Source organism: Rhodococcus sp. 14-2470-1a, assembly GCF_002259425.1.
In the GTDB taxonomy this organism is placed as follows: Bacteria; Actinomycetota; Actinomycetes; order Mycobacteriales; family Mycobacteriaceae; genus Rhodococcoides; species Rhodococcoides fascians_E.
Genome location: NZ_NPFZ01000009.1, coordinates 43,834 through 65,582 on the forward strand (window position 1 = coordinate 43,834; position 21,749 = coordinate 65,582).

General features: G+C 63.5%; 18 protein-coding genes and 2 pseudogenes. 3 read left to right on the forward strand and 17 right to left on the reverse strand.

Translation table 11 applies throughout. The features are described 5' to 3' along the window. Positions 1 to 40: 40 nt before the first annotated feature. The 7 genes from CH292_RS04615 to CH292_RS04645 all read right to left on the reverse strand — a co-directional run bounded on the left by CH292_RS04615 (position 41) and on the right by CH292_RS04645 (position 8,827). Positions 41 to 1,330, reverse strand: coding sequence for an NtaA/DmoA family FMN-dependent monooxygenase (locus CH292_RS04615; protein ID WP_020111269.1), 1,290 nt, complete (start codon positions 1,328 to 1,330; stop codon positions 41 to 43). A 34-nt stretch (positions 1,331 to 1,364) separates the two neighbouring features. Beyond that, a complete protein-coding gene (locus CH292_RS04620; protein ID WP_037144350.1) occupies positions 1,365 to 2,678 on the reverse strand; it encodes an NtaA/DmoA family FMN-dependent monooxygenase in 1,314 nt (437 codons plus the stop codon). A 30-nt stretch (positions 2,679 to 2,708) separates the two neighbouring features. Continuing rightward, positions 2,709 to 4,016: an NtaA/DmoA family FMN-dependent monooxygenase gene (locus tag CH292_RS04625; RefSeq protein ID WP_037144353.1), complete on the reverse strand. Its 1,308-nt coding sequence runs from the start codon at positions 4,014 to 4,016 to the stop codon at positions 2,709 to 2,711. A gap of 159 nt (positions 4,017 to 4,175) precedes the next feature. Then, positions 4,176 to 5,834 (reverse strand): ABC transporter substrate-binding protein, encoded by a 1,659-nt coding sequence (locus CH292_RS04630; protein WP_052059990.1) that lies wholly within the window; start codon positions 5,832 to 5,834, stop codon positions 4,176 to 4,178. 252 nt (positions 5,835 to 6,086) lie between these two features. After that, positions 6,087 to 6,950, reverse strand: coding sequence for an ABC transporter permease (locus tag CH292_RS04635; RefSeq protein ID WP_094654087.1), 864 nt, complete (start codon positions 6,948 to 6,950; stop codon positions 6,087 to 6,089). Further along, the gene (locus tag CH292_RS04640; protein ID WP_033189818.1) at positions 6,951 to 8,003 is read right to left on the reverse strand and encodes an ABC transporter permease; all 1,053 of its coding nucleotides are present in this window, start codon (positions 8,001 to 8,003) and stop codon (positions 6,951 to 6,953) included. Continuing rightward, positions 8,000 to 8,827 (reverse strand): ABC transporter ATP-binding protein, encoded by an 828-nt coding sequence (locus tag CH292_RS04645; RefSeq protein ID WP_094654088.1) that lies wholly within the window; start codon positions 8,825 to 8,827, stop codon positions 8,000 to 8,002. Before CH292_RS04645 ends, CH292_RS04640 begins: the two co-directional genes overlap by 4 nt. A 385-nt stretch (positions 8,828 to 9,212) precedes the next feature. Here CH292_RS04645 and CH292_RS04650 point away from each other — a divergent pair, with 385 nt between their 5' ends. Further along, positions 9,213 to 10,505 (forward strand): NtaA/DmoA family FMN-dependent monooxygenase, encoded by a 1,293-nt coding sequence (locus tag CH292_RS04650; protein ID WP_094654089.1) that lies wholly within the window; start codon positions 9,213 to 9,215, stop codon positions 10,503 to 10,505. 41 nt (positions 10,506 to 10,546) lie between these two features. Here the strand turns inward: CH292_RS04650 and CH292_RS04655 are convergent, their stop codons facing one another. After that, positions 10,547 to 10,945, reverse strand: a complete 399-nt coding sequence (locus CH292_RS04655) for a hypothetical protein (protein WP_020111262.1) — start codon at positions 10,943 to 10,945, stop codon at positions 10,547 to 10,549. Then, a complete protein-coding gene (locus CH292_RS04660; RefSeq protein WP_094654090.1) occupies positions 10,946 to 12,196 on the reverse strand; it encodes a diguanylate cyclase in 1,251 nt (416 codons plus the stop codon). Positions 12,197 to 12,377: 181 nt separating this feature from the next. On the opposite strand from CH292_RS04660, the gene CH292_RS04665 reads away from it, so the two are divergent. Then, positions 12,378 to 13,127: a GntR family transcriptional regulator gene (locus CH292_RS04665; protein WP_019663396.1), complete on the forward strand. Its 750-nt coding sequence runs from the start codon at positions 12,378 to 12,380 to the stop codon at positions 13,125 to 13,127. A gap of 9 nt (positions 13,128 to 13,136) precedes the next feature. Here the strand turns inward: CH292_RS04665 and CH292_RS04670 are convergent, their stop codons facing one another. The 8 genes and pseudogenes from CH292_RS04670 to CH292_RS04705 form a co-directional block, all read right to left on the reverse strand. Next, a complete protein-coding gene (locus CH292_RS04670) occupies positions 13,137 to 14,450 on the reverse strand; it encodes an MFS transporter (protein ID WP_094654091.1) in 1,314 nt (437 codons plus the stop codon). A gap of 256 nt (positions 14,451 to 14,706) precedes the next feature. Further along, positions 14,707 to 15,405 (reverse strand): phosphonatase-like hydrolase, encoded by a 699-nt coding sequence (locus CH292_RS04675; protein WP_094654092.1) that lies wholly within the window; start codon positions 15,403 to 15,405, stop codon positions 14,707 to 14,709. After that, positions 15,402 to 16,556 carry a TIGR03364 family FAD-dependent oxidoreductase gene (locus CH292_RS04680; RefSeq protein ID WP_037157913.1) on the reverse strand — a complete coding sequence of 385 codons (1,155 nt, stop codon included), beginning with the start codon at positions 16,554 to 16,556 and terminating at the stop codon, positions 15,402 to 15,404. Before CH292_RS04680 ends, CH292_RS04675 begins: the two co-directional genes overlap by 4 nt. Positions 16,557 to 16,639: 83 nt before the next feature. After that, positions 16,640 to 17,290 carry an SRPBCC domain-containing protein gene (locus CH292_RS04685; protein ID WP_094654093.1) on the reverse strand — a complete coding sequence of 217 codons (651 nt, stop codon included), beginning with the start codon at positions 17,288 to 17,290 and terminating at the stop codon, positions 16,640 to 16,642. Next, positions 17,287 to 17,660: pseudogene (locus tag CH292_RS04690) on the reverse strand (ArsR/SmtB family transcription factor). The gene CH292_RS04685 and the pseudogene CH292_RS04690 overlap by 4 nt, the downstream one beginning before the upstream one ends. Positions 17,661 to 17,744: 84 nt before the next feature. After that, positions 17,745 to 19,031: a competence/damage-inducible protein A gene (locus CH292_RS04695; protein ID WP_094654094.1), complete on the reverse strand. Its 1,287-nt coding sequence runs from the start codon at positions 19,029 to 19,031 to the stop codon at positions 17,745 to 17,747. Between the two features lie 26 nt (positions 19,032 to 19,057). Next, the gene (locus tag CH292_RS04700) at positions 19,058 to 20,545 is read right to left on the reverse strand and encodes a HAMP domain-containing sensor histidine kinase (protein ID WP_094654095.1); all 1,488 of its coding nucleotides are present in this window, start codon (positions 20,543 to 20,545) and stop codon (positions 19,058 to 19,060) included. Beyond that, positions 20,542 to 21,225, reverse strand: coding sequence for a response regulator transcription factor (locus CH292_RS04705; RefSeq protein WP_037188172.1), 684 nt, complete (start codon positions 21,223 to 21,225; stop codon positions 20,542 to 20,544). The genes CH292_RS04700 and CH292_RS04705 overlap by 4 nt, the downstream gene beginning before the upstream one ends. Positions 21,226 to 21,367: 142 nt before the next feature. On the opposite strand from CH292_RS04705, the pseudogene CH292_RS28545 reads away from it, so the two are divergent. Further along, a pseudogene (locus CH292_RS28545) lies at positions 21,368 to 21,749 on the forward strand (hypothetical protein); the annotation flags it as partial.

Sequence of the window (21,749 nt, forward strand, 5' to 3'; positions counted from 1 at the left end):
GGCCGCGCATCCACCGGCGTGTACGCCCCTGCAGCGTCGATCAGAAGTCCATCAGGTTGTCGCGGAACAACTCGTGCGCGTAGCCGTCGCGGATCAAGCCTCGCTTGCGCAGCTCGGGCGCCAGGCCGTCGGTGATCTCGCTGATGTACCTGCGGTGCACACTGCCGGCGATCAAGAATCCGTCCCCGCCGACCTCCGCTGCGATCTCACCCATCTGCTCGGCCACGGCGTCGGCCGTCCCGATCAGGTCTACTGACTTGCGGATGTCCGAGCTCGCTGCCTCGCGCAGAGTCATTCCGGTCGTGTTCGCTCCAATCAACGCCATCGTGCCGCGGCCTGCGTTGGTCTCCACCGAAGGAATCGGCGCGTCCAGATCGAATTTCGAGAAGTCGATTCCGCTGGCGTAGGACATCGAGGCGAGGTTGACGTCGATGTCGTTGCGGAAGCCGGCGAGGATGCGTTCGTGCTTGTCCTCGGCCTCGCGCTGGGTCTCACCGAGAACGGGACTGACGATGAACATGATCTTGCACGAGTCGGGATCTCGGCCCTCAGCGACCATTCGTGCGCGAACGTCGTCACGGTACGTCTTCATCGCCTCGACGTTTTCGACCTGAGCCAAGATGGTTTCGGCGTGCTTGGCGGCGAATCCGCGTCCCGCCGGAGAGCCACCGGCTTGGCAGATCACCGGACGGCCTTGCGGCGTCGGCGTCGTGTTCAGCGGTCCACGAGACGAGTGATACGTGCCCTTGAAGTCGATGGCGTGGACCTTCTCGAAATCTGCGAACACTCCGGCCTCACGGTCGAGGCGCACGGAGTCCGGCTCCCACGATGCCCACAGCTGCTTGACAAGATCGATCCACTCGTCCGCCATCTCGTACCGGTGGTCGTGCTCGAACATCTCCTCGAACCCGAAATTCTGCGCGGTGCGCACGTTGTGCGAGGTGACGAGGTTGATGCCTGCTCGGCCGTGGCTGAGATGATCGAGCGTCGCAGCCGTGCGAGCTGCCATGTAGGGCGGATGGAAGGACGTCGTCATCGTGCCGATGAGCCCCAGGTGCTCTGTGAACTGGCTGAGGATGGGGAGCAGGGAGTGCGGATCCTGCTTCGGGACCGACCGTGCGTTGGCCAACCACCATTTAGCGTTGCCGCCGAACGAGTCCGGTACGAACGAGCCGTCCTCGAACATGATGTAGTCGAAGCCTGCACGTTCGAGTGCCCGCGTCATGTCGATGTAGAGTTCGGGGTGGTTCCATTCGGTACCGCCCTCACCCGACCACATCTGGTTCCACGACTGTACCTGCCAGCTCAGAAACCAACCCAAGTGGAACATGTGTCCTCTTTCTTACGTGTATGCGATCGACAGATCAGAATGCGCGAAGGTTGTCGCGGAAGTGCTTGTGCTCATAGGAGGTACGGGTCAACCCGCGACGCTTGAGTGCGGGGACGAGCCCGTCGGTGATCTCGGCGACGTATCTGCGGTTCATCGGCGCCCCGGCAATGAGGAACCCGTCGCCACCGACGTCCTGCATCACGCCGTCCATCATGTCGGCGACATCGTCCGGGGTGCCGACGAATTCGAGCGTGTCGATTGCACTGTGGCTGGTGATCCGCTCGCGCAGGGTCTGTGTCCCGTCTCCCTTGAACTCGGCGAAACTGCTTCGGTGGCCGTTGCTTTCGAGGTCCGCAGGCAACGGTGCATCGAGGTCGAACTGGCTGAGGTCGATACCGGACAGATGAGACCGGCCGGCCAGCAGGCCATCGATGTTGCGCGATGCTGCGTCCTGGCGTCGCTGGTGCTTTGCCTTGGCCTCGGCAGTCGTCTCACCCAGGATCGGCGAGATCAGATACATGACCTTGACGTCATCGGGGTTACGCCCGGCTTCGGCGGCGCCCTGGCGAATGTCCTCGCGGTAGCGGCGCATCTTGTCGGTGCCGTGCGGGTTGGAGATGATGGCATCGGCGTGTTTGGCGGCGAACTCCTTGCCTTTGTCCGAGCCTCCTGCCTGCAGGAACACCGGTCGTCGCTGTGGGCTGGGAACGGTGTTGAGCGGTCCTCGGGACTTGTAGAACTTGCCCTCGAAGTCGATCCGGTTCACTTTCTCGTGGTCGGCGTAGATGCCACCTGGCGCGGTGTCGGCCACCACCGCGCCCTCCTGCCACGAGTCCCACAGCTTGCGAGTCAGTTCGACGAATTCGTCGGCCATGTCGTACCGAAGATCGTGCTCGGGCATGTCGAAGCCGTAGTTCTGTGCTGCACGGGTGTTGCTGCCGGTCACGATGTTCCAGCCGATGCGACCCTCCGCGATGTGATCGAGCGTCGACATCAAACGGGCGACGGTGTACGGGTGGTAGAACGTCGTGGTGAGCGTCGGCACGATGCCGAGGTGCTTGGTGGTGTAGGAGAGGATTGCCGCGAGTGCAGCGGGATCGTGTTTGGGCGCGGCAGATGCCGTCGCGAGGTAGTACTCCATCGACCCCTTGTAGGTGTCGGAGACCTGCACGGAATCCTCCATGATCAGGAAGTCGAAACACGCGCGTTCGAGCGAGTGTGCAAGGTCGACGTACTGATCGGGCATCATCCAGTCGGTGGCACCGGTACCGGACCACGGCTGGTTCCAGGATTGGACACCGAACCCGGCGCCGAGGAACCAGCCCAGGTGAAACTTGTTGGCAGTCATGTTGTTCTCCAGTGATCGAGACGTGTCGAGTCAGAATTCGAGAAGATGATCGCGAAGGTGTTCGCCCGTGTACTCGGTTCGCATCAGTCCACGTCGTTGCAGGGCGGGAACCAGTCCGTCGGCGATTTCTCCTATGTAGCGTCGGTTGTGGGGTTGGCTCCAGATGAGGAATCCGTCACCGCCGATCTCGTCCATGGCCTCGCCCATCTGCTCGGCCACCTCGTCGGGAGTGCCGACCAGCTCCATGGATTCGGTGCGGTAGGCGACGCATGCTTCGCGGAGTGTCCGTCCGTCTGCCCACTTGCGGAAGTTCTCCAGCGTGGACTGGTGACCGTTCGTGTGGACGTCCTCGGGAAGTGGTTTGTCGAGATCGAACGTGGAGAAGTCGATCTCCATGCTCGCCGACCATCCGATGAGCGGACCCATCGGATTGGCGCGCACCGCGTCGGCTTTGCGCTCCTTGCGGTCGAGAGCATCCTGATGTGTCTCGCCGAGAATCGGTGAGACGACGTACATCACCTTCGCCGAATCCGGGTCGCGTCCGTGTTCGACCATGCGCCTCCGGATGTCGGCGCGGTACTCCTTCATCGCGGGAACGCCCTTGGGCAGCGCCATGACCATGTCGGCGTGCTTGGCCGCGAAATCGCGGCCGGCGGGGGAGCCGCCTGCTTGCGTGATCACCGGACGGCCCTGGGGGGACGGGAGGGTGTTGAGGGGGCCGCGGGACGAGTAGTACTTGCCCCGGAAGTCGACGGTGTGGACCTTGGTGTGGTCCACGTAGGTGGATGTCGCGCGGTCCATCACCACCGCGTCGGCATCCCAGGAATCCCAGAGTTGTTCGACCAGTCCGACGTATTCGTCGGCGCGGGCATATCTCTCGTCGTGGGGCGGAAGTGTGTCCATTCCGAAGTTCTGCGCGGCGCGATCCTCGCTGGAGGTGACGACATTCCACGCGATACGCCCCGACGAGAGATGATCGAGCGACGCGATCGACCGAGCCAGCAGGTAAGGAGGATAGAACGACGTGGACGCCGTGATGGAGATTCCCAATCGCTCCGTCGCACGCGTCAGGAGCGGCGCAAGAGCCATGGGGTCACCCTTCGGAGCCCATCCACCCGTGCGGAGTGTCGCCTCCGAGCTCCCGCCGTAGGTGTCCGAGACCATCGACGAGTCCTCGAGCAGAAGGAAATCGAAGCATGCGCGCTCGAGCGTACGGGCGAAGTCGACGTAGAAGTCGCCGTTCAACCAGTCTTCGCTGTCGGTGCCTTCGAAAGTGGTGTTCCAGGCGGCCGGGACGAAGCTGCCGAACCAGCCGAGATGAAATCTTTTGTCTGTCATAGTCCGTTCGTTTCTGCCGGTGTGTGAGTCGACTTCACCGCGGGGATGTTTCGAGAAGCGGCGCGGTTGGTAGCCGCCCGATTTCGCCGCGTATCTTCTGCGTTCTCGCACGCAGTTCGGTCGGTTGGCGGGATATGACCACCGACCGAACGGGCGGAGCTACTGCGAGAACGACAGGTTCGAGTAGTCGATACGGAAATCGGTGCGTTGAACGAAGCCGTCGATGCCTGCCTCCAAGGCCACCGACGGGCGCACACGAGCAATGAAGATGTACGGCGCCTGCTCGGTCATACGAAGCTCTGCCGCGTTCCAGTACTCCCCGGCCTCCGGGCTCAGAGCGTCGCCTGCATTCAGTCCCTGATCGACGAGACCCAGGAATTCGGGATCGTTCCACAGTGCGGTGTTCGAGCCACCACCCGGCTGAGTGAGCAACTGCAGCGAGTACGGCGGGGTCATGGTCACCGATGCGCCGATCGAGAGGCTGGCCTGGATCTTCCCGTCGAGCTGCTCAGCGTTGAGTTGAGCCGCAGGAACTTCGGAGATGGTGACGTCGATGCCGGCTTCGGCAGCGTACGACTGAATCTGAATTGCAGTGTCCTGCGCAGCGGGGAGCTGGTTGTTGACGCTGAGCGTGAACGCGAAGCCGTCCGGCATGCCGGCCTCCGCGAGCATCTGCTTCGCACGTTCCGGATCACCGTCGTACTGCGGTAGGGCGGATCCATCCCAGTTGGGCGCTTTGTCGTCCAGAACGTGGTTGTACTTGTACGCGCGGTCGAAGAAGACGTCGGACATGATCTGGTCGTAGGGGATCGCGTAGGCCATGGCCTGGCGCACCCGCACGTCGTCGAATGGGGCAGTGGTGGTGTTCATCGCGTACAGCAGGTACTGGTTCGAGGTGGTCGTCGGTACCGTGACCGCCTCGTTTCCCTCGAGCGTTGCCTGGTCCGAGGAACGCAGCGCGAGCGCAACATCGGCGTCCCCGCGGGTGACCATGTTGGCGCGCGTTGCAGGATCGGCGACTACTCGTCGAATCATCCGCTTCACCTCGGGCTCGCCGAGGACGAAGTCGGGGTTCGCCTTCATGACGATCTCCTGGCCCGGAGTCACCGACTCCAACATGTAAGCGCCGTAACCGAAATTGCCGCGCATCATGTCCTCGGCACCCCACTGCACGGCGTAAGGATCGTCGGGAGTGGCGTTCTCGATGAGATAGTTGCTGTCGTAGATCGATCCGATGTTCTCGGCCAGGTTAGCCAGCAACGTCAGGCCGTAGCCCGCTTTCTCCACGGTGAAACTGACCGTGTAGTCGTCGATTTTCTGAATCTGAGTGACCGGGTCGGTCAGCATCGGCTTGAAGTAACCGGCCATACCGCCACCCGGAGTCGCGAACTTGCGCTCGAAGGACCACAGCACGTCGTCGGCGTCGAGTTCGTTACCTTGTTGGCTCGACACACCTTGCTTCAGCTTGAAGGTGTAGACGAGTTGATCCTCGCTGACGTCGTAACTCTCGGCCAAGTACGGCTCGAAGTTGTAGTAGTCCTGCACCAGAGCGTCCGAGCCGTCCTCTTCCACGTACGGTTTGCGGATGAGCTGCGCGTGCATGTTGTTCGTGACGTCCTGGTTGTCCGTACCCGCGGTGTAGCCGTAGTCACGGACGACGTTCGACGCCTGGTCGGGAGTCACGACGATGATTTCGCCGGTGCTGGCCGCGTCGGATCCTGCGGACCCACCGTCGGAGCACGCACTCAGCGCGAGCGCGCCCGCGAGAAGCGGGATGGACCACTTGAGCCCGAAAGGTAGGCGATGGGAGTGTTTCACTACGAGTGTCTCCTTCGTCGATGCATGGGGGATCGACGGGTGTCGCGTATCAATTTGTCGACGCCCGTGAAAATGGGAGGTGCACGTGCTCGGACAGCGCTGTCCGTGTGCTGATGGGGTCACTTCGCCGGCTGCGCTCCGGCGCGTGAATGGGTCACTCCGCCGGCTGCGCTCCCGCGCGTGAATGGGTCACTCCGCCGGCTGCGCTCCCGCGCGTGAATGGGTCACTCCGCCGGCTGCGCTCCCGCCGCGTCAGTGGGAGCGGCGCGTGTCTTTCGTGAGATGACGGCCGACGATGGCGACGGAAGCCACTGTCGCGCACAGAGCGAACGCGGGTGCGCCGGCGGCCCAGAGCTTTCCGATCGCCGCATCGCCGGCGCCGCGCGTGATCATCGATCCCCATTCCGGTGTGGGAGGTGCGAGACCCACTCCGAGGAAGCCGAGAGCCGCGGTCAGGATGATCGTCAGTCCGAACACCACCGACGCGTTCTGCAACGCAGGGACGGACGAGTTGGGAAGCACGTGCCGGAAGACGAGTTGGGTCTCGCTGAGACCGGCCTGCCGGGCAGCGTCGAGGTAGGCGTCTCCTCGAACCCGCAAGACCTCGGTGCGCACCAACCGTGCCTGAATCGGTGCGAGAATCACCGACAACGTGAAGATCATCGTCAACGACGAAGTGCCGAAGAACGAGACGACGACGAGTGCGACGATCACGGTGGGTACTGCCTCGAGGAGGTCCAGGAACCGGGCGGCGCCGCGCGCCAGGAATCCGCCGAGCCCACGTCCTGACTCGCTCATTCCGATCGTGAGGCCGATGAGAATGCCACCCACTGTCGATGCGATCGTGACGAACAACGCGATGGTGACGTCGATCCGTGCGCCGGCGATGGTTCGAGAGAACACGTCGAGTCCCGTGGAATCGGTGCCCAGCAGGAACTCCGAGTTCGGTGAAAGCGACGGCGCACCGACAACTTTCGTCGGATCGAACGGTACGATCCACGGTCCGACGAGCGCTACCAGAAGCACGAGGGCGACGGGCACGAACAGCAGGAGGGTCTTGGGTGAGGCGCGCTTCGTCTTTCGAGTCTCGCGTGCAGAAGTCGTGACGCCGGCCATCTAGGAAGCACCTCCTTGCCGACCCGGCTTGCGCCGAGGGTCGAGCAGCATGTTGATCAGGTCTACACACAGGAACACGATCAGCGATATCGCGGCAACCACCAACAGGAAGCCCTGTAGAGCAATGAGATCCGTTGCGGCAACGGCCTCCACGGCATAGGTGCCCATTCCGCCGAGGCCGAAGAGAGTCTCGAGAATCACGGCACCGCCCAGCAGCGAACCGAAGACCATGCCGAACAGTGACACCGTCGGAGGGAGGGCCCGCCGATAGGCACTGAGATAGATGTACTTGCGCGCCGATCCCGTAGCAACCTTGAACAGCGTCGGGCCCGCGGTCAGGCTCGAATCCAACGCAGTCAGAAGCTGTTTGAGAAGAATGGGCGTAACCGAGACCACGAGAACCGAGATCGGCAACAACAGGTGTGAGGCCATCGAGGACACCACCACGGTGTCGCCGCGTAGGACGGCGTCGAGCAAAGGGAGAGAAGTGATCGGATCGGGTTCGGTCAGCCCAGGTCGCACCCGCCCCGAGGGGGCCGGGACGACCTGAAGCGTCGCATAGAAAAGGAAGATTCCGACGACGCCCACGACGAACTCGGGCACCGCGCCCGCTGCCTGGGCGTAACCGCGCACGGCGCGCGATGCGAGAGAGCCGGGCCACGCCACGACAATGGCTGACAACAGCAGAGTCACCGCGACGAGAAAAGTGAACGCGATGCCGGCCAGTTCGAGTGTGCCGGGTAAGCGGTCAGCGATGTCAGTGGTCACCGGTCTACCCGTCATGATGGCGTTTCCGAGATCGAAGTGCAGGAGGTTACCCAGATAGGACATGAGTTGGCTCCACAGACTTCCGTCGAGTCCCAGCTCGGCCTTGGTGGCCAGATAGTCTGCTTCGGTGGCCTCAGGTCCGACTACTTCACGCGCAGGGTCGCCGGGGATCGCTCGCACCAGGAAGAAGGCTGCAACTGCGAACACCAGCAGGTGTAGAGGTAGCACCGCCACACGCCCCAGCCACCAACGCTGGCGGCCGACGAAATTCTGCAGCGCGTTCATCGGGCTGCTGCCACGGCTAGCTGCTCGACTTCGTCGAGTCCTCGGTACGCCTCGAGCAACTGCTCGGTGTACGGGTCCTGCGGTCGCTCGACCACGTCGTCGGTGGTGCCCTGTTCGACGATGACGCCGCTACGCATGACGACGATGTCGTCGGCGATGAAGGCTGTGGCGGGCAAACCATGCGACACGAACACCAAGCCGCAGTCCTCGGCCGCGCAGTAACTCTTGAGCATGTTCAGTATTGCTCCCTGGACCGACACATCGAGCGCGGAGACCACTTCGTCGCACAACAGAATCCGCGGTTTCACCCCGAGCGCACGTGCGATCGAGAAGCGTTGCCGCTGACCTCCCGAGACTTCGGCGGGGTACCGATCTGCCATCGACGGGTCCAGTTCGAGAGACGCGAGTGTCTCGTCGACGCGGACGTTCGCCGTCTCGGTGTCCATACCGAGCAAACGCTGCACAGGTAGCCGCACGGCGTCACGCAGCGTTCGCCTCGGATCGAACGACGACGTCGTGTCCTGAGCGACGTACTGTATGCGGGAACGAAATTCGCGGCGTCCTCCTCGGGTCGACAACACGCCGGGTAATGCTGCGCCGTTGTACGCCACAGTGCCATCGGTGGGCTCCAGCAGCCCGCACATCATTCGGACCAACGTCGACTTGCCCGACCCGGACTCACCGACGATTCCGATGGCCGACGCAGACGTGACCTTCATGCTGATGTCGTTCACAGCAGCCTTGCCGGACCCACGGCGATGGAAACTCTTGCCGAGGTGCCTGGCGTCGATCTCGGCGTATGCACCGCGCACAGTGCCACTCATCACGATCCTCCAACCCGTTCGTCATCAGCAGATGTACTGCCTTGACCGCAGAGCTTTCTTCAGACTCGTTACTGAAAGCGCCTCGAGGCGTAACCGAAGTATTACGCCAGGTGAAATGCCTGGTCAGAGCCTTGAGAATCCTCTAAACGCCATTGTGATCTAGCTCTCTGTGGCGTTATCGGCGTCCAAAACGGCCCCCAGCAGGCCGAGTGCGCGGCGTAATCGGTCAGTTACGCCTGGGCCATGTTCGTTAATCCGATTCCCCCAAGCTGGTGCGCACGCAGCGTTACCGCTGCCCATGGAAACCCGAGAGGACTTCGATGAACGTACTTCTGCCCCGCGATCACGCCGAACCCGAACAAGGACCGAACAGAGGTGCAGGCGCATGATGCATCTCGGGTGGTTCTTCACAACCGGATTCGGTGTCTACGGCTGGAATCAGCCATGGTCCGGCAATGTACCTGCCGACGTCGGGCGGCCGGATCTGTTCGTCGACGCGGCGCGCAGTCTCGAACGGGCGGGCTTCGACTACATCATGCTGGAGGACTCCTCCGTTCTGTCGGACGTGTATCGCGGAACGTTCGAAAGTTCGGTGCGTCGCGGCACCACCGTCCGATTCGATCCGATGCCGCTCGTACCTCTGATGGCCCAGGCAACCGAGCGAATCGGAATTATCGCCACCGTCGCAACGACCTTCTATCCGCCTTTTCTCGCTGCTCGCTTGATGGCAACGCTCGATCATGTGACCAAGGGCAGGATCGGCATCAATCTGGTGACGGCAAGTGCTGACGGTGCTGCCCAGAACTACGGCTTGCCGAAGCAGATCGAACACGGCCTGCGGTACGAGATGGCCGACGAATGGATCGACGTCGTGTCTCAGCTGTGGGACTCGTGGGAGGAGGACGCCCTGGTTCTCGATGCCGAATCCGGCGTCTTCGCTGACCACGAGAAGATTCACAAGGTGGGGTTCGAAGGGAAATATTACGCCTCCCGCGGTCCCCTCAACGTCCCACGTGGACCACAAGGGCGTCCGGTCATCTGTCAGGCGGGCGGCTCGCCTGCAGGTCGCGCGTTCGGAGCCAAGCATGCCGACACGATCATTGCCAACGTGCGCGGACTCGATGCGATGCGCGAGTATCGCGAGGACATCAGCAAGAGGTTGCTCGAGTACGGACGCAAACCGGACGATGTCAAGGTGCTGTTTCTGGTCAGCCCGATCATGGCCGACACCGACCAAGAAGCGGCAGTCAAACGGGACAGAATGCGCGAGGTCCAGAAGAGCAACATCGACGGAGTATTGGCTGCGATGTCCTACCTTTCGAGCACCGACTTCTCACAATTCGACATCGACGCGCCTGTACCGGATCTGACGAAGTACAACGGGCACAAGAGCACCCTCGAGGACATGGCAAAGTCAGGCAAGACATTACGCGAGATCATCGCCAACTACCCGACCGTGGAGTCCATCGAACTCGTGGGCACCACCGAATCCGTTGCAGCACAAATGGACGAGGCGATGGACTACGTGGGCGGCGACGGATTCCTCATCGCGTCTCCGGTCACTCGCAAGGTGATCTCCGAGATCAGCGACGGGCTCGCGCCGGCTCTCCGGCGCCGCGGTGCGATCCGAGACGGTTATTCGAAGCCGACCTTTCGCGAGAATCTCGCAGCGTTCTAGCCGGCGCCGAGTGCGCAGAGGGCTCCGCGCTGGCGGAACGGTTACATGTACGAGGCGGCGAACATCAGGAACACCACGAACAACGCCGTTCCGCCGAGTGCGGCGCCGATCATTGCCTCGCGCCCATTGGTGGCCGTTCCGTCGACGGCGCGGCTGAGGCCGACCCATCCGCACACGACGGCTACCAGGCCCGCGGGGATCGCGAGATAGTCGCCGATGAAGGGGACGAACGCGCAGACGACTGCAACGATGCCTGCAATCAGCGCGACGCTCCCGGCGCCATCACGGTACAGGGACCGTGCAGCCGGTTTCTTGCCCACAGCTCCTCCAACGGGTTGCACCGAGTCGTGCGTTGCCGCCGAGCGGGTTCTTTCGGCACCCTCGGCGATCTCGAAGATACGCGCATTCGGGACAGCCGGCCGCTCGATGAGCGCGAGCATTCACTGCCGGTCTATGTGGCGTATTCCGGCTTTGGCTTCGTACAGCGCGATGTCCGCTCGGGTGAGCAGGTCTTCGAGAGTGGAGAGGCCGGTGTTGCGGGCGATGCCGATGCTCAGTTCGATGTTGATGGTGCACTTCATGAGCTGAATCGGTGCCCGCGCTGCGATGCGAAGGCAGTCCGCGATGTCGGCCGGGTCGACGGGGCTGCCGAGTTCCGTGTCCGGGAACAAAGCGGCGACGAATTCGTCGCCGCCTATTCGGCCCAGGACGATGTTGGTGCCACACTGCTCGGAGAGTCGGGCGGCGGTGATCCGTAGCACCTGGTCGCCGATGAGGTGGCCGTGTGTGTCGTTGATCGTCTTGAAGTCGTCGACGTCGATGAACAGGACGGCTGCGGGGGCGCCGATCTCGGTGCTGATGCGATCGATCCGCTCGAACAGTGCGGCCCTGTTGAGGACACCGGTGAGGTCGTCCAGTCGAGACGCGCTCAGCAACTCTCGGTAAGCGCCGAGCAGGTGGTCCATCGTGACGGTCACGGCGGTGATGTCCCGGAAGCTGACGGCGACGACTCCGTCGACGTAATTGGCCGTGACCTCCATGATCGTGCCGGGAATGAAGAGCGAAGGCACTTCGATCCTGATTTCTCCTCGTGTTCGGACTGCGTCACGGTGAAGGTCGTCGAAGTACGAGCCCTTCGTGGTGGGGAGTGCCTCGTGGAGATGTCGGCCGAGCAACTCGGACCGATGGGCACCGAGGTGGTGCTCTGTCTGCGCGTTCACGTACCGGATGATCAGGTCGGTGTCGAAGATGGCGAAACCGAGGGACACACTGTCCAACGCGGCGCTGAGCTGGTGGGTGGGTTCGTGCGGGTGAACTCTCGACACCACGCCGGTCAGGACCTCCGGAGTGCCGTCGGGGGTGTACTCGATGGACACGCTGCGGGTCAGGACGTGCCCGATACTTCCGCCGGGCAGAACGATCCGGTAGATGCACTCGGCACCGATGTTCTCGCTGGCGTCGCCGTACAGATCGACCAGTAATTGGGCATCGTCGGGGTGCACCCGATCGCGCCAGATGTCGATCGGGGGCCGAGGATCGGCTCCCGCAGCGAAGATGTCGGTGGCACGGGCGTCCCATTCGAGGAGCCCGTCCGCGATCCGAAAACGAGTGATCCCGATCGAGGCGGTGTGGGCATCGATGTCGGATACGCGCGGCCCCAGGCCAGTGAATTCTCGACGTGACTCGGCCACGATGCGTACCCTCCTTCACTTCACCGACCCGGTACGAAGTCTGCACCACACCTGCCCTCTCGCACGGCGAAACAAGCGCACGAAGCGCCCGACGTCGACGGCCACGGTGTGGTTACCGTTGCGTGCCTGGGCGCGGATTACGATGAGGATCGGATCAAAGCATGGTGGGAGGTGATCGGACGTGGCCGAGGCAAGGCACGAGTTCGTTGCTCGGCAACTCCGTTCGGCCATCACCAACGGTGAATACGCTGTCGGAGATTCCTTGCCGAGCGAGAGTGCACTGTGCGCCCAGTACGAGGTCTCACGAGGCCCGGTCCGTCAGGCACTGGCGTCGTTGTCGGCCGAAGGCCTCGTGCAACTGTCGCAAGGCCGCCCCGCAGTGGTGCGGAGCAACGATGCGGCGCAGACCCTGGACACCTTCACCCCGTTCTCCCAATGGGCCAGGAGAACGGGGCGCGAGGCGGGAAGCAAAACCCTGGAAGTGTCGCGTCGTCGGGCATCTCCATCGGCCGTCACGGCGCTCGGAATCGAGCCCGACGATTTCGTCGTCGAGGTGGTGCGTGTTCGGTACCTGGACGGCGAACCGACGATGATCGAGAGAAGCGTCTTCGTCGACGCCGTCGGCTCACTGCTGTTCGAATTCGAGACCGACTCGGGCTCGATCACCGATTACCTCACCGGTCGGGGAGTGCGTTTCGAGTCGATGTCACATGTGCTCGACGCTGTCTCGGCCGATTCGGTCGATGCCGACAGCCTCGGGATCGCCGAGGGTAGTCCGTTGCTCCGAGAGCGTCGGACCTCGCGTGACCAGTACGGGATCGCGTTCGAATACGCGGACGATCGCTATCGGTCGGATCAAGTGGTATTCAGCATCGTCAACTCACGGACCGTCGACCCGCGGATGATCGCTCCCGACAACTCCGGTAGCTGACCGAGCCGCTCAGTCGGCGGCAGGCATGCGATTCCAGTGCGGCAGCAGGAGCAGCATCGCCAGGAACGCTGCGCCGGCGAAGCCGTAGAACAGTGTTGTCGTGTCGAGGTAGCCGGGCAGGAGCCCACCGAAGATCGCACCGATGGATCCACAACCGTTGACGATGCCTGCGGCTGCTCCAGCATGTTTCGAAGTTCCGAAATCCACCGCGGACACACACGAGATCATGGCGTCGGCACCGTAGATGGTCAATCCGATGACTGCGAGAACGGCCACCATGATCCAGACGTTCCCCGCTGCGGTCAGTGGTGTGAACAGTGCCAGGACCATTGTCAGGGCAACGAGACTCAGTACGCACGCAGGTATACGTCGTGCTTTGAACACCTTGTCGGAGATCCTGCCGATCAGGATGGGCGCGAGCACGCCTGCGATGCCGAATGCGATGGGTACGGTGATGGCGACGAAGTTGTCCGCACCCTGCAGCCGTTCGGCGACGATGACCGGACCCCACAACAGGATTGCGTAGCGAGCGGGTTTGAGCAGGAAGTAGGCCGCGCCGAGCGTCATCACCATACGGTCCTTGATCACCACGGCGAAGGTTTCACGAACGGACCGGGTCGGTTCGGCAACAGCGGATTCGGCCTCGAGTGGGGCAATGTCCGCACTGGGGTGATAGTCCTCGATCGGTGGCAGCCCCACATCTGTCGGACTGTTTCGTTGGACCACCAACACGAGAACGAAGACCGCGGCCACGATGAGCGCACCTGTCGTGAACGCCGCCCGCCAGCTGTCGAAGAGACTGTAAGCGAACCACCCCAGCACGGGCGCGGCGACGAGGCCACCGAATGCGTAGTTGGTACTCCACAAGCCCAGGACGCGGCCGCGTTCGGAGATGGAGAAGAACTGCGACATGTTCTTCAAGGTTCCTGACCATCCCGTGGATTGCGACAGGCCTTGAACGATCATGAGCGGCAGCAGAAACACAAGCGCGGGAAGCAGTCCCATGAACAAAGTCGCGACAGCGGAGATGGCCAGACCTCCGAGGACGACAATCCTCGGCCCGTACCGGTCGGAGACCGATCCCCACAAGAATTGGCCGGCCGCGTACGCAGCCAGGTAGACAGCGTCGAGATTGGCCAGGGTGGACTTGGTGAGAGTCACGGACAGCACGGGGTCTTCGAGAATCCCCAGTTTGGCAACGGAGAACGCCTGTCTGGTGAAGTAGAAACCGGCGTAGGCAATCCAGGTGATCGCAAAGATCTGGAACCGCCAACGTTCGTAACGGGCGATCTTCTCGTGGGTCGAGCTCAGGGCTTTCGTCATCGTGTGCACCTTGGTTCGGACGTGCGAGAGCTCTCGCAGCGTCGTGCGAAATGAGCGTAGAAGAAAGTTGCGCCCTGGTCGCGAGAAGCGACGAACGGGCGAGAATCGTGAGAGACCTTCACGACACGGACGGAGTGGCCTTGGGTTCGTCCTACCGGAGCCCGGCCGATGGATTCGGCGGACAGGGCCGGCCGGGCCCTGCTCCGCGGAAACCTGAGAAAAGTCGTACCTGAGAGAGAATGTCGAACGGAGCCGATCAGCGCAGCGTGTCGAGTACAGACGGGAGGTCGGCGACGCTGTCGACGACGTGGCTTGCTCCGGCTGCACGGAGCTGGTCTGCGTTGTGCGCACCAGTCAGAACTCCGACGACAGCCCGAGCGCCCGATCGAATTCCGCTGGTGATGTCGGACGTGGTGTCACCGACCACGAGCATCGACTGAACCGATGACGCGCCCGAACGGAGGAGCGCAGTCAGCGGCATGTCAGGGAACGGCCGTCCGCGTACACCGTCACCTGGGCACAGCACGATGTCCGCGACGTCCTGCCAGCCGAGAGCGGCCAGGATGGCCTGCTGAGTCTCGTGGGCGAATCCTGTTGTCAGAGCGGTGGCGACCCCGGTCGACCGCAACTCCGCCAAGAGATGCTCGGCCCCTGGAACAGCACTGCAGGCGCCGTCGGCGACCAGTTGGCCGTAGCACCGTTCGAAAGCCTTGTTGGCAGACTGCGCTTGTTCTTCGTTGCCCCCGCTGAGGTGTCTGAACACCTCGATCTTGGATTGGCCCATGGTGTCGGTGACGTACTGCAGCATGCGTGCCTTCTCCTCCGAATCGTGGGAGAGGCCCGCATGTTCGTCGGCAGCAGCGAACGATCGTTGGACCAGACCACTGTCTTCGACGGTGGTTCCTGCCATGTCGAAGACGACAAGATCGATCGGGTGGGTGTGCGAGGTGTTCATGCGTCTACTCCTATCGAGGTAACGATGGGTTGTGCGAGTGCGTGATCGAAGCTGGATTGGGCCAGCCCCATGCTCGTGGTCATGCCTATACCGGTGGTGACGGTGACGACGTGCACACCCGGGATCGGTTCGACGCGTAGGAACTCCGAGTCGGGCGCAGAACTGTAGACGCCTTGCCAACGCTCGGAGACATCGATCGCGGCGACGCCGAACATGGCTTTCGCCTCGGTGATCAGGGCGTCGAACCCGGCTTCACTCTGGAACGGTGAGGTGGAGATGTCTCGAACGTGTGTGTCTCCGAGGAGGATCGATCCATCGGGTTGCGGTGTGTACATCTGATGTAGATCGAGGGCCGTGTAGGCGGGGTACTGCTCTGCGAGCCGGGCTGCGACGTCGGTGGTCGCGGGCAAGCCGTCGAAACCCGAGTAGCGAAGCAACGACCAACCGGTGAACAGGGGAGTGGGCAAAGGCGTCGGTAATTCGATCCGCGCACGCATCATGTGCAGGCGGCACCTCAGAAGGCCGCCGCGCTCTGCGTACTCGGGGAACAGTCGATCGATGTCGTAGTTCACCGTCACGAAGATGGTGTCGGCACGAAGATCTCCCCGCGACGTGTGGACGGTGCCGGTATCGAACGACGTTGCAGCGGTTCGCCAGTGGAAGTCCACGCCGGAAGACTCGAGCCAGGCGGCGATCGCCGGTGCTGCCTGACGGGGATCCACCTGGAGGTCGAGAGGCATGTACAGGCCGCCGGTCACGCCGTCGGCGGCAATGGGCAGTCGCTCCAGGATCTGGCCTCGATCGAGAAGTCGAGCCTCTTCGGGGCCGCGAACGGCAGCGAACTGTCGAAGTACCTCGAGCTCGTCGTCGTGCTTGGCGACGCAGTGTGTTCCCGATTCGCGAGCCCAGAAGCCGGCGGATGCGGCCAGATCCAGCCAATGGCTGCGTCCGGCTCGGGCGTAGTCCGATGCCTCGCCCGATTGCGCCGTGATGCAGGCATGTCCGAAGTTCTGGACCGACGCGCCGGCAATGGTGTCCGCGTGATCGACGACGGCGACCGTCAGTCCCCGCCGATGGGCGTGATAGGCGTGAGCGAGCCCGACGATGCCCGAGCCGACGATCACGACGTCGTAGTTTCGTTGTGAGTGCATGCATCGACTGTCGACCCTGACAGGTCACTTGTCAATACAGGTTACGAAAATTTACTTCTTGTATATATAACAGTTGTTCGAGGTCAGTTCGGATCGGGCGCATAGAACTTGGTAGTGGCCTCGACCGCGGATGCGACGTGATCGGCGTCGCCGCCCGAAGCCAGATGCGCTTCACCCCATCCCGCGGCGCTCCGACGAACGAACTCGCGGCCTTCCGGGGAAGCCTGCAGCGCATCGTGATCGACGGTGTCGCCGCCGTCGAGGAAGGCGGACAGGGCGAGAACATGCAGGTCCCAGCCGACGCCGCCTGCGCCGGGACCGTAGGTCGGAAAAAGAGGCTCTGCCAGTACCGCTGCGTGGACCAGTTCGAATTCGGTACCGCCGTTCTGCCCCGGGGACAGGCGGACCTGCACCTCGCTGGTGCCTGGCCATGCATCGGCTTCCGGCCCGAACATCCAGGTGACCTTCAACAGATCCGGTGCATCGCATGCCAGGATCTCGCCGTGCTCGCCACTGTCCAGGGCGAACTTCCCTCCGAGGCGCAGGTCGCCCGACACTGCTGCGAGCCAACGAGCGACGCGGTCGGGGTCGGTGAGGGCACTCCACACGTCGTCGATCCCCGCGTCGTACCGACGGCGGATCTCGATGGTGTACGCATCGCCTGCGGGGAGGCTGCCCGCTCCCACTGTCCTGCGCGCGGCGGCCAATTCGTTCAGAACATCCCTCACGTTCATGTCTCCTTCGTTGTTCGATCGGCGTGATCGTCGTCGGTGTCGAGCGTCGGTCGACCTGCCGAGTCGGCTGCTCGTCTGCCTCGTGCCAACTCGGTCTCCAATGCGTCGAGGCGTTGATCCCAGAATCGGCGAAAACGGTTCAGCCACAGGTCGACCTCGCTCAGCGGCCCTGGTTCCACCGCGTAGTACCGACGCACGCCCTCGGCCCGCACGGAGGTGAATCCGCCCTCGCGCAACACGCGTAGGTGTTGCGAGACAGCAGGCTGGGAGATCGCGAATTCGGCGCGAATCACCTCCGCTAGCGCGCCGGAAGTCTGCTCGCCGTCCGCGAGCAACTCCAGAACCCGTCGGCGCACCGGTCGCCGAGAATGTCGAAAGCGTGCGCCGGTGCATGGGTATCAACTGATACTTATATAAGTAAAGGGTTAAATTTAGACGTGCTCTCGGGCTACTTTCACCGGGCGGGTGCCAGGGCGTCGGCGATCATGTGCATGGCTGCGGTCGTGGACAGTGCTCGTACACTCGCCCGGTCGCCGGGGAGCCGAAGGGTGCGGGTGCGGGTCGGTCGACCGGTTTCGGCGATGGCGAAGCAGACGGTGCCTACCGGCTTGAGGTCGGTGCCACCCCCAGGACCCGCGATCCCGCTGGTGGAGACCGCGATATCGACGCCGACTCGCCTCAACGCCCCCTCCGCCATCGCGGCCGCCACCGGTTCGCTGACGGCGCCGTGCTCGTCGATCATGCCGGCGGGGACGTCGAGAAGACCGATCTTGGTCTCGTTCGCGTAAGACACGACGGCGCCGACGACATAGGCCGACGAGCCCGCTCGATCAGTGAGGCGGGCGGCGATCATTCCACCTGTGCACGATTCTGCGGTGCCGATTCGGCGGCCGGCCAGCCGGTCGGCCACGATGTCGTCGATCGTGGACCCGTCGTCGGAAAAGACTCGAGCACCATGATGTTCGTCGATCAGCGCCACGAGCTCCGCGTACGACGACACTGCACTCTCCGCGTAGCGGGTCACGATTTCGAGTTCTCCGAGCCGTAAGCAGGTGGTGATCTCGAGATCGTCGAATCCCGCGATCCGACGTTCAGCGGTCCGCAGAGTGGCGGCGAGGTCGGCCTCGGACAAGGTGTACGCACGGATGGTGCTCTGACGGATCTGCGTGCGTCGGGCCAGAACCTCGGCGACCGGCTCGGTCTCGAGCGCAGCGGGCCACATCGCCTGGAGCTCACGAGGAGGCCCGGGCAGGATCAGCACAGCAGGCAAGCCCCCGGCCCGGTCGGCCGGCACGACGACACCCGGTGCGGTTCCGGTCGGCGGAATGGACAGTGCGCCAACCGGAACCAACGCTTGCTTTCGGATACCTGCCTGCAACGGCCCGGAGTCGATCGCGGCACTCATCCGGCTTCGCCATCTCTCGACGATCGCGTCGATGTGCCGTTCGAGTTCCGGATCGAGATGCAATTCGCGGCCGTACAGTGCGGCGACCGTCGCTACGGTCAGATCGTCGGCTGTCGGACCCAGGCCGCCGGTCGTGACGATCAGATCGACATGTTGGTCGGCAAGAAATTGCACCTGCGCTGTCAGGTCGGCGGGTCGGTCACCGCAGACCGTGATGTGCGCGACGTCCACGCCCATCTCCAGCAGCTGTTGCGCTACCCATGGCCCGTTCCTGTCGGTCACCCGACCGGACAGAACTTCGGTTCCGGTGACCACCACACCCGCTCGCACAGTCATTCGTCGACCATACTGCCCAGGTGGCATCAGCCGAGGGCGCGCCTTCCTGCCTGCTGCGGGGACGCCACGCGGTGCTGGGACGCCCTCGACGGTGCAGACGTCGTCACGAGCCCTCGGGGCAACAGGAGTACGAACGTCGATCCGTTCTCCTGTCCGTTTCCGTGGCATTCGAGCTCTCCTCCGTGGGCGCGGGCGAGATCACGTGCGATGGACAGCCCGAGTCCTGATCCGGACCCGATCGTTCGGGCCCGATCCAGCCTGACGAGGCGCTCGAAGACGCGTTCTCGTTCTCCGGCTGGTATGCCGATACCGTTGTCACGTACTGCAAGTCGGATGTCGTGGACGGTGTGCGAGATCGTGATGGACACGGGTTCGTCGTGCGGAGAATAGGCGACTGCATTGTTGGTCAGATTGGCGAGAATCTGTGCAAGTCTGAGCGGATCGCCCTCCGCAACGACGCCCTTCCTGCCGTGCGCCTCGATGGTCCTGCCCGGGGCTGCGACGGAAAGTCGTTCGATGTCCGCCGCGACGAGTGCGTCGAGATCCACCGGCCGACGGTCGACTACGACGCCCTCGTCGATTCGTGCCAGCGACAGCAGGTCGTCGACGAGGCGCGCGGCTCGACCCGACTCACGAACCAGCAGCACTTCCAATTCTTCTCTCACGTTCGCGTCGGCGTCGGCGCCGGCGCGGATCAAGGTCTCCGCAGCGGCGCGAATGCCGGCAATCGGTGTTCTCAGTTCATGGGCTGCATCGTCGAAGAACTGTCGTGTTCTCGCCGAGGTGGTCCGTTCTCTCTGTTCCGCGGCCTCGACCGAATCGAGCATCTCGTCGAAAGCTGCGGCAGCGCTCCCGATTTCGGTGTTCGTCCGGTCCGGGTCGAGCCGGTCGCCTCGAGTGCCGCGCGCGATGCGTCGGGCAAGTACGGTCATGTGATGCAGCGGTCTCAGTGACGTTCGAACGATGACCACGACGGCGAGGCCGACGAGAACGAGCGCAACCAAGAACACGGCGACGAGTACGGATCGGAGTTGGTCTCGAACATCGGAGATGGCTGCGGTGTCCACCGCGACCGTGAGCAGGGAACCGTCGGACAGCTGGGTCGTCACGGACTCCGAGTCGGTACCCGACGGCGGGGGGCCGGGAGGCTGAAGCGGAGCGGCCGGGGGAGCCGCGGGGTCTCCCGGCTGCGGGGGATCAGGAGTGGGCGCCTCCGCATCGAGATCGGGGTTTCCGTACGTTCGTCCGTCGGTGGTGACCAATCGAGCGGTGGTTCCCCCGCCTTGGGCCGCTGTGACGACGGCGGCCGGGTCGGCACCCGTGTCGTGGATCGACCGGGCTCGCTGCACGCGGTCGTCCAGCTGCGCGGTGGCCGTTGCCTTCAACTGTGCACCGACGAGTATCTCCGTCGCTGCTACCGCTGCCCCCAGCACGAGAATCACCGCGACGATCGTCGAGATGACGAGACGGCGTCGCAGCGACGCGGTCCGCAACCCCGTTCCGGTTCTCGTCATGAGAGCAGCACGTACCCGATGCCTCGGACGGTGTCGATCACGCGGGGTCCGTGCAGCTCGAGCTTCTTGCGCAGCGAACTGATGTGGACCTCGACCAGGTTGGGATCGTAGTTCTCGTATCCCCACACCTGCGTCAGGATCTGGACTTTGCTCACGGTGCGCCCCCGTTGGCGGGCCAGGTAGGTGAGTAGTCGCCATTCGGTGGAAGTGAGTTGAAGATCGACTCCTGCCCGCGACGCCGATCCAGCCTCGGAGTCGATCAACACGTCGCCGCTCCGGATGGTGCTCGGAGTTCGTCCGAGCCTGCGCAGCAGCGCGACGGCGCGAGCAAGCAGTTCCGCCATGTCGAAAGGTTTGACGAGGTAGTCGTCGGCCCCGCCGCGAAGCCCGTCGACTCGGTCGGCCACCGCGTCCCTGGCGGTCAACAGCAGCACTGCCGCATCACATTTCGACTTTATGGTCGGCAGTAGCTCGATGCCGCTGCGTCCAGGCAACATGATGTCCAGAATGACCAGGTCCGGAGCGAACTGGGTCAGCGTCGATTCCAGGTCGCTACCGTCCGGGCGACGCAGCGCGATGTGTCCGTCGTGCTCCAGCGCAGCAACGACCGACATGCCGATGGTGTCGCTGTCCTCGACGACCAGCACCCGGGCAGCACCGGCGTTTCGACTTTCGTTCACCCTCCCATCATGCGGCAGCGTCGGATGTCGCTCCTGAAGACTGGCTGAAGGAACAGTGTCGTCCGGCCACTCTTCAGCCGTACTTCAGTTTCGCCGACGAGGTTGTCTCTTGGACCGAATCACGGACCGAGAGAGGACAACGATGAAGATCAAGCACTTCGACGCTCGGCGAGTCACCCTGGGTGCGGGAATTCTGGCGCTGGCAACGATCTCCGGGGCGGGTATCGCCGCCGCCGACGGGCCGCCTTCCGCCCCGCCGCCGGTGACGACCGACAAGTCGCACGCCGACGACTCGTCACGGCCGGTGCCGCCGCAACCACCGCTGTCGCCACCTGACGACTGCGCGACGCCACCAACGCCTCCCGCAGTCGCTGAGGACGGCGTGCCTCCGGTGCCTCCGGTGTCGCCGACGCCACCGGACGGCGGGGAACTTCCGCCTCCGCCCGCGCCGCCGGCAGCGCCGTCCGGCGAGTGTGCGCCGACTCCTGCTGGACCACCCGCACCCCCACTCGGGGCCCCACACC

Bases quoted from the DNA above. Each gene is read 5' to 3' on its own strand.
- CH292_RS04620 (WP_037144350.1), bottom strand. From the start codon at position 2,678: ATGACTGCCAACAAGTTTCACCTGGGCTGGTTCCTCGGCGCCGGGTTC.
- CH292_RS04640 (WP_033189818.1), bottom strand. From the start codon at position 8,003: ATGAACGCGCTGCAGAATTTCGTCGGCCGCCAGCGTTGGTGGCTGGGG.
- CH292_RS04645 (WP_094654088.1), bottom strand. From the start codon at position 8,827: ATGAGTGGCACTGTGCGCGGTGCATACGCCGAGATCGACGCCAGGCAC.
- CH292_RS04670 (WP_094654091.1), bottom strand. From the start codon at position 14,450: ATGACGAAAGCCCTGAGCTCGACCCACGAGAAGATCGCCCGTTACGAA.
- CH292_RS04615 (WP_020111269.1), bottom strand. From the start codon at position 1,330: ATGTTCCACTTGGGTTGGTTTCTGAGCTGGCAGGTACAGTCGTGGAAC.
- CH292_RS04655 (WP_020111262.1), bottom strand. From the start codon at position 10,945: ATGCTCGCGCTCATCGAGCGGCCGGCTGTCCCGAATGCGCGTATCTTC.
- CH292_RS04695 (WP_094654094.1), bottom strand. From the start codon at position 19,031: ATGACTGTGCGAGCGGGTGTGGTGGTCACCGGAACCGAAGTTCTGTCC.
- CH292_RS04650 (WP_094654089.1), top strand. From the start codon at position 9,213: ATGATGCATCTCGGGTGGTTCTTCACAACCGGATTCGGTGTCTACGGC.
- CH292_RS04680 (WP_037157913.1), bottom strand. From the start codon at position 16,556: ATGCACTCACAACGAAACTACGACGTCGTGATCGTCGGCTCGGGCATC.
- CH292_RS04685 (WP_094654093.1), bottom strand. From the start codon at position 17,290: ATGAACGTGAGGGATGTTCTGAACGAATTGGCCGCCGCGCGCAGGACA.
- CH292_RS04635 (WP_094654087.1), bottom strand. From the start codon at position 6,950: ATGGCCGGCGTCACGACTTCTGCACGCGAGACTCGAAAGACGAAGCGC.
- CH292_RS04675 (WP_094654092.1), bottom strand. From the start codon at position 15,405: ATGAACACCTCGCACACCCACCCGATCGATCTTGTCGTCTTCGACATG.
- CH292_RS04625 (WP_037144353.1), bottom strand. From the start codon at position 4,016: ATGACAGACAAAAGATTTCATCTCGGCTGGTTCGGCAGCTTCGTCCCG.
- CH292_RS04700 (WP_094654095.1), bottom strand. From the start codon at position 20,545: ATGACGAGAACCGGAACGGGGTTGCGGACCGCGTCGCTGCGACGCCGT.